At 67.8% G+C, this 6,878-nt stretch carries 6 protein-coding genes; 4 read left to right on the top strand and 2 right to left on the bottom strand.

Annotated features, from left to right (window positions below; genetic code table 11):
* The 4 genes from ACFYW8_RS18990 to ACFYW8_RS18975 form a co-directional block, all read left to right on the top strand.
* On the top strand, positions 1-449 hold a 449-nt coding region (locus ACFYW8_RS18990), incomplete at its 5' end, for a vitamin B12 dependent-methionine synthase activation domain-containing protein (protein WP_389076181.1).
* Positions 450-589: 140 nt separating this feature from the next.
* The gene (locus ACFYW8_RS18985; RefSeq protein WP_365875138.1) at positions 590-1,291 is read left to right on the top strand and encodes an HAD family phosphatase; all 702 of its coding nucleotides are present in this window, start codon (positions 590-592) and stop codon (positions 1,289-1,291) included.
* A gap of 465 nt (positions 1,292-1,756) precedes the next feature.
* Positions 1,757-3,361, top strand: a complete 1,605-nt coding sequence (locus ACFYW8_RS18980; RefSeq protein WP_389076175.1) for an ABC transporter substrate-binding protein — start codon at positions 1,757-1,759, stop codon at positions 3,359-3,361.
* 93 nt (positions 3,362-3,454) lie between these two features.
* On the top strand, positions 3,455-5,038 hold the full coding sequence (locus ACFYW8_RS18975) for an ABC transporter substrate-binding protein (RefSeq protein WP_365875142.1): 1,584 nt from the start codon (positions 3,455-3,457) through the stop codon (positions 5,036-5,038).
* A gap of 107 nt (positions 5,039-5,145) precedes the next feature.
* Here the strand turns inward: ACFYW8_RS18975 and ACFYW8_RS18970 are convergent, their stop codons facing one another.
* Both ACFYW8_RS18970 and ACFYW8_RS18965 read right to left on the bottom strand, forming a co-directional pair.
* A complete protein-coding gene (locus ACFYW8_RS18970; protein ID WP_261702934.1) occupies positions 5,146-5,817 on the bottom strand; it encodes a response regulator transcription factor in 672 nt (223 codons plus the stop codon).
* Between the two features lie 14 nt (positions 5,818-5,831).
* Entirely contained in the window at positions 5,832-6,776 is a 945-nt protein-coding gene (locus ACFYW8_RS18965; RefSeq protein ID WP_389076167.1) for a RecB family exonuclease, read from the bottom strand.
* Positions 6,777-6,878 lie beyond the last annotated feature (102 nt).

Below are 6,878 nucleotides of genomic sequence, written 5' to 3'. Positions count from 1 at the left end.
TGGCCGACTACTTCCGCCCCGAGGAGTCGGGGGAGACCGACGTGGTCGGCCTCCAGGTCGTCACCGTCGGCTCCCGGATCGGCGAGGAGACCGCCAAGCTCTTCGCCGCCAACGCCTACCGCGACTACCTCGAACTGCACGGCCTGTCCGTCCAGCTCGCCGAAGCACTCGCCGAGTACTGGCACGCCCGGGTGCGCTCAGAGCTCGGCTTCGCGGGGGAGGACCCCTCCGACGTCGAGGACATGTTCGCCCTGAAGTACCGCGGCGCCCGCTTCTCCCTCGGCTACGGCGCCTGCCCCAACCTGGAGGACCGCGCCAAGATCGCGCAGCTCCTGGAGCCCGAGCGCATCGGAGTCCACCTCTCCGAGGAGTTCCAGCTCCACCCCGAACAGTCCACCGACGCCATCGTCATCCACCACCCCGAGGCCAAGTACTTCAACGCACGGTGAGGGCTCCGACGCGGTGCGAGCCGCGCTGCCACGCACACTGATCGGATAAGTCGTACACTGGTCGGTCCATCGCAGGCCGGTCGTCCCCTGGCGCAAAGGGGGACGACCGGCCTGATCGTCCCTCAAGGAGGTGCGCCAGGATGACCAGTACGGTCCCCGCGCTCGGAACTCGTACGGCCGAAGGCTCCGCCCTGCAGGCCGTGCTCCTCGACATGGACGGAACCCTGGTGGACACCGAGGGATTCTGGTGGGACGTGGAGGTCGAGGTCTTCAAGGCCCTCGGGCACGCGCTGGAGGACTCCTGGCGCCATGTGGTGGTCGGCGGTCCGATGACCCGCAGCGCGGGCTTCCTCATCGAGGCCACCGGTGCCGACATCACCCTCCCCGAGCTGTCCGTGCTGCTCAACGACGGGTTCGAGGAGCGCATCGGCCACTCCCTGCCGCTGATGCCGGGCGCGCTCAGACTCCTCGCCGAACTGGCGGCGCACGAGATCCCCACCGCGCTGGTCTCCGCCTCGCACCGGCGGATCATCGACCGCGTCCTGGGCGTGATCGGCTCCCACTTCTTCGCGCTGACCGTCGCGGGCGACGAGGTGGAGCGGACGAAGCCGTTTCCCGACCCGTATCTGCTCGCGGCCGCGCGGCTCGGCGCCCATCCGGCTCGCTGTGCCGTCATCGAGGACACCTCGACCGGGGTCGCCTCCGCCGAGGCCGCCGGCTGCCAGGTGGTCGCCGTCCCCTCGGTCGCACCCATCGCCCCGGCCGCCCGCCGCACGGTGGTGAGTTCCCTGGAAGAGGTCGATCTGCCCTTTCTGCACCGTCTGATGACGGAAATGCGCTGAAAGTTCATCGAATGTGCCCCGTCGGATCACTCGGTGTGTGGTGCTGAATGCCGGGGGAAGTTCCGTCGGCTTTCTGTGGTAAGCGCGAGCGACGGCGCGGCAGGAATTGATACCGGGGCCTATGGCTGAATTCCGGCACTCCTCAATCAATTTGACGGTGTGACGTTCGCCACGTGACGGAGGGTCGACAGCGGGGCCGACTTGTGTACCGGCCCCCTGTTCGTGGGGGCTCGACGTGCCGTTGTGTCCCGATTCGTGAAACGCTGCACTAATCCTTCCCGTGTCGGGTTATCGGTGCGTCCACGCCCGGTTTCGCAGCGTGAGCGGAAGAAGGCTCCGGCACCTGGTGGCCGATCTGGTGGTGCGGACTAATGTCGTCGCGAGAACATCGCCGTAACCCCGTGACCCGCCGCGCCACCCCTGCATGCCGGTTCGCGGAAACTACAGCTCTGGAGAAACACGAGCATGAACCGCAAGACTTTGGTGCTGCCGGCCGTGGTTGGCCTGCTCGCTCCGGTGCTCGCCGCGTGTGGTGGGTCCGCAGGCGGGAGCAACAGCGGCGATGCCATCGTTGTCGGCACCACGGACCGGTTCACCGCGTCGAAGGAAGCCCCGGCTCCGTTCGACCCGGCGTACGCGTACGACGTCGGCACCTGGAACGTGCTGCGTCAGACCGTGCAGACGCTGATGGTCCAGCCGCGTGGTGACGGTCAGCCGCAGCCCGAGGCTGCCGAGAAGTGCGGGTTCAGCGACAGCGGCAACGAGCGTTACTCGTGCACGCTGCGCGAGGGCCTGCAGTTCTCCAACGGTGACCCGGTCACCGCGAAGGACGTCAAGTTCTCGATCGACCGTGCGAGGGCCATCAAGGCCGACAGTGGTGTGTTCGCCCTGCTGTCCACCATCGACACCGTCGAGACGCGGGGCGACCGCGAGGTGATCTTCCACCTCAACAGCGCCGACGCGACCTTCCCGTTCAAGCTGTCGACCCCGGTCGCCGGCATCGTGAACCCGAAGGACTACGAGAAGGACAAGCTGCGCGACGGCTTCTCCGTAGACGGCTCCGGGCCGTACACCGTGGAGACCGAGGTCAAGGACGACGCCGTCGTCAAGGCCGTCTTCACGAAGAACTCCCACTACAAGGGGCAGTTGAAGATCAAGAACTCCAAGGTCGAGATGCGCTCCTACGAGAGCGCCGCGACCATGGGTACCGCCCTCGAAAAGGGCGACATCGACCTGATGACGCGCTCGATGACGCCGGCGCAGATCACCAAGCTGGACAACGCTTCGGGCGGCAACATCAACCTGAACGAGATGCCCGGCCTGGAAATCCGCTACCTGGCCTTCAACACCGACTCCGCGTCGGTGAAGTCGACGGCCGTCCGCCAGGCCATGGCGCAGCTCATCGACCGCGGTGAGCTCGTCGCCAAGGTGTACGGTTCGCAGGCCCAGCCGCTCTACTCGATGGTCCCGGCGACCATCACGGGTCACTCCAACGCGTTCTTCAACAAGTACGGTGACCGCAGCGTCAGCAGGGCCCAGACGACGCTCACCAAGGCCGGCATCACCACGCCGGTCAAGGTCACCCTGCACTACACGACCGACCACTACGGTGCGGCCACCGCGCAGGAGTTCGACATCCTGAAGAAGCAGCTCAACTCGAGCGGCCTCTTCGACGTCACCACTCAGGGCGCGGTCTGGGACAAGTTCGTCCCAGCCGAGCGAAAAGGCAAGTACGACGTCTGGGGCATGGGCTGGTTCCCCGACTTCCCCGACGCCGACAACTTCCTGGCGCCGTTCCTCGACAAGGACAACTTCCTCAAGTCGCCCTACTCGAACGCCGACATCATCAACAGCCTGATCCCCGCCTCCCGCCGTGAGGCCGACCGGGCCAGCGCGTCGAAGAGCCTCACGACCATCCAGGACATCGTCGCGAGGGACGTGCCGCTGATCCCGCTGTGGCAGGGCAAGCAGTACATCGCGGCCCGCGACGACATCACGGGCTCGGAGTGGGCGCTCAACTCCTCCTCCACCCTTCAGCTGTGGGAGCTCGGCCGCGGCGTCAGCGAGTAACGGAACCATCCGATCCGGGGCCGTCAGGCCCCGGATCCGGCCCGGGGCCCTACGGTCCCGGGCTCAGTAGATCCAACGACAAGGCACGTGCAAGTGAACATGCGTAACCAGTGGCCAGTCCTGCCGATCGTGGCGGGGCTGGCCTCCGGCCTGCTGACCGGCTGCGGCTCGGAAACGGGCAGTACCGGGAGCAGTAGCTCCTCCGTGGTGATCGGGATGTCCGACGACGTCCTGGCCACCGACCCGGCTTCCGGCTACGACCCAGGATCGTGGCTGCTGTTCAACAACGTCTTCCAGTCGCTGTTGAGCTTCCCCAAGGGCGGAACCGAGCCCGAGCCGGAAGCGGCCAAGGAGTGCGCCTTCACCGACACCGGCACCAAGGTGTACAAGTGCACGCTGCAGGACGGTCTGAAGTTCAGCAACGGTGACGCGCTCACCTCGGCGGACGTGAAGTTCTCCTTCGACCGCATGCTGAAGATCAACGACGGCGCCGGTCCGGCGATCATGTTCCCCATGCTCGACCGGGTCGTCACGCCGGACGACCAGACCGTCGTCTTCCACCTCAAGTACGCAGACGCCACCTTCCCGAGCAAGATCGCCTCCGGCGCCGGCTCGATCGTGGACCACCAGCAGTACGCGACGAACGCGCTCCGCAAGGACAACGAGGCCGTCGGTTCCGGCCCGTACAAGCTCGACTCGTTCAGCCACGACAAGGCCGTCTTCTCGGTCAACCCGGGCTACAAGGGCACCGTCAAGGCCAAGAACACCGGCGTCACGCTGCAGTTCTTCCACGGCGACCAGGCGGCCCTGAAGAACTCCCTGATGAACAAGCAGGTCGACGTCGCCTACCGAGGCCTCGCCGCCAACGACATCGCGGGCATCCAGAAGGACTCCGCGACCAACAGCGGCATCAACGTCGTCGAGGGAACCAGCGCCGAAGTCCAGCACCTGGTCTTCAACATGGACGACCCGGTGGCCGGCAGGCCCGGCGTCCGCAAGGCCATCGCCTACCTCCTGGATCGCGACGCCCTCGTCGCCGACGTCTACCAGGACACCGCGGCCCCGCTGTACTCGATCGTCCCGTCCGGCGTCACCGGACACAGCACGTCCTTCTTCGACACCTACGGCGCCCACCCCTCGCAGGCCAAGGCCGCGGCCGCGCTGCACGCCGAGGGCATCACCGGCAAGGTGCGGCTCACCCTCTGGTCGACCCCCTCGCGCTACGGTCCCGCCACGGACCAGGAGTTCAAGGCGATCGCCAAGCAGCTCAACGCCAGCGGACTCTTCGACGCGAACGTGAAGTCCGTCGCCTACGGCCAGTACGAGCAGGACGTCACCGCCGGCAAGTACGGCGTGTACGTGAAGGGCTGGGTGCCCGACTACCCGGACCCGGACAACTTCACGGCCCCGTTCTTCGGCAAGGGCAACGTGCTGAGCAACAACTACACCAACCGCACGATCACCGGCACCCTCATCCCGAAGACGGCCGCCCAGAGCGACCGCGCCGCGACCGAGGGCGACTACGGCAAGCTCCAGGACCTGGTCGCAGCCGACGTGCCCGTCCTCCCGATCTGGCAGGCCAAGCAGTACGCCGTCGCGCGCGACAACGTCTACGGCCTCGAGAACTGCCTCGACGCCTCCACCGTGTTCCGCTTCTGGGAGATCTACAAGGGCTGACCGAGCGCCACTCGTGACCCTCATACGCGAAGGGCGCCCGTTCCTCATCGGAACGGGCGCCCTTCGCGCTGCCCGGAGCGAACCGGGACCGGCCCGGCGATGCGACGCTACTGCGCCCCGGGACGCACCAACCCGCTCTCGTACGCGTACACCGCGGCCTGCACCCGGTCGCGCAGCCCCAGCTTCGTCAGGACATGCCCCACATGCGTCTTGACCGTGGTCTCGCTCACGAACAGATCGGCCGCGATCTCGGCGTTCGACAGCCCGCGCGCCACCAGCTTCAGCACCTCGACCTCACGGTCGGTCAGCGTGTGCAACGTGTCCGGAACCGGCTCGTCGCCGGACGGCAGATGGCCCGCGTACTTGTCGAGCAGCCTGCGCGTGATGCTCGGCGCCAGCATCGCCTCGCCCGCCGCGACCACCCGGATCGCCTGCACCAGCTCATTGGCCGGCGCGTCCTTGAGGAGGAAACCGCTGGCGCCCGCGCGAAGCGCCTCCACCACATACTCATCGAGGTCGAACGTCGTCAGGACGAGGACCTTCGCCGGACCGTCCCGACCGGGGCCGGTGATCTGCCGGGTCGCCTCTACACCGTCCATCCGCGGCATACGGATGTCCATCAGAACCACATCGGGCTGCAGCGCACGCACCTGATCGAGTGCCTGGAGACCGTCACCGGCCTCGCCGACGACCGCCAGATCCTGCTCCGCTTCCAGAATCATCCGGAAGCCGGTACGCAGCAGCGGCTGGTCGTCGACCAGTAGGACGCGGATGGCCACGTAAGTCTCCTTCGCTAGTCCGGCCCCATTCTGCCCTGCTCCTGCACGCCCGACCCGGGCGCCCTCACCGGGAGCGGATACGCCGGGGGAGTACCACCGAATTCCGGACACACGGCCTGGTGGTCGCACCAGCCGCACAGCTTGGTGGGGCGCGGCCGCCACTCGCCCGTCTCCGTCGCCTCCCGGATCGCCTCCCACAGGGCGAGCAGCTTGCGCTCCACCCGCTCCAGGTCCGCGATCTCCGGGTCGTACGTCAGCACGTCACCGCTGCCCAGATAGACGAGCTGAAGACGGCGCGGGACCACCCGCTTCAGCCGCCACACCACCAGGGCGTAGAACTTCATCTGGAACAGGGCGCCCTCCGCGTACTCCGGCCGGGGCGCCTTTCCCGTCTTGTAGTCGACGATCCGGACCTCGCCCGACGGGGCCACGTCCACCCGGTCGATGATTCCGCGCAGGGTGAGCCCGGAATCCAGCCGCGCCTCGACGAACAACTCCCGCTCGGCCGGCTCAAGCCGCGTCGGATCCTCCAGCGTGAACCAGCGCTCCACCAGCCGCTCCGCCTCGGCGAGCCAGCGCGCGAGCCGCTCGCCCTCCGGGTCGTCGGCGAACAGCTCCAAGACCTCCGGCTTCGCCTCCCGCAGCCGGTCCCACTGGGCCGGGACCAGCGACTTGGCGCGCGGCGCGGTCCGGTCCGGGGCCGGGGCGTCGAAGAGCCGCTCCAGGACCGCGTGCACCAGCGTCCCCCTGGTCGCCGCCTCACTCGGCTTCTCGGGCAACTTGTCGATCACGCGGAACCGGTACAGCAACGGACACTGCATGAAGTCACTGGCACGCGAGGGCGACAGCGAGGCGGGCGCGCGCGCGAGGGCGGGGGCCGGTCCGTCGGCGACGGGCACGCCGGTTTCGGTGGCCGCGGCCCCTTCTTCGGGTACGGCGCCCTCGGTGCTGGTTTCCATGACAACAGACCTTACGGCCCGCCACCGACAGCGAACCGGTCCCGGCGGCGGCCACGGCTCGGAAAACAGAGGGGGTGCCGGGGCGGAACGCGCCGCGACGGC

The sequence above is a fragment of the Streptomyces sp. NPDC002742 genome (assembly GCF_042888885.1).
Classification (GTDB): domain Bacteria; phylum Actinomycetota; class Actinomycetes; order Streptomycetales; family Streptomycetaceae; genus Streptomyces.
Note: the sequence above shows the minus strand (reverse complement) of the source record. Positions and strands in the feature narration are given on the sequence as shown.

Bases quoted from the DNA above. Each gene is read 5' to 3' on its own strand.
- ACFYW8_RS18985 (WP_365875138.1), top strand. From the start codon at position 590: ATGACCAGTACGGTCCCCGCGCTCGGAACTCGTACGGCCGAAGGCTCC.
- ACFYW8_RS18965 (WP_389076167.1), bottom strand. From the start codon at position 6,776: ATGGAAACCAGCACCGAGGGCGCCGTACCCGAAGAAGGGGCCGCGGCC.
- ACFYW8_RS18980 (WP_389076175.1), top strand. From the start codon at position 1,757: ATGAACCGCAAGACTTTGGTGCTGCCGGCCGTGGTTGGCCTGCTCGCT.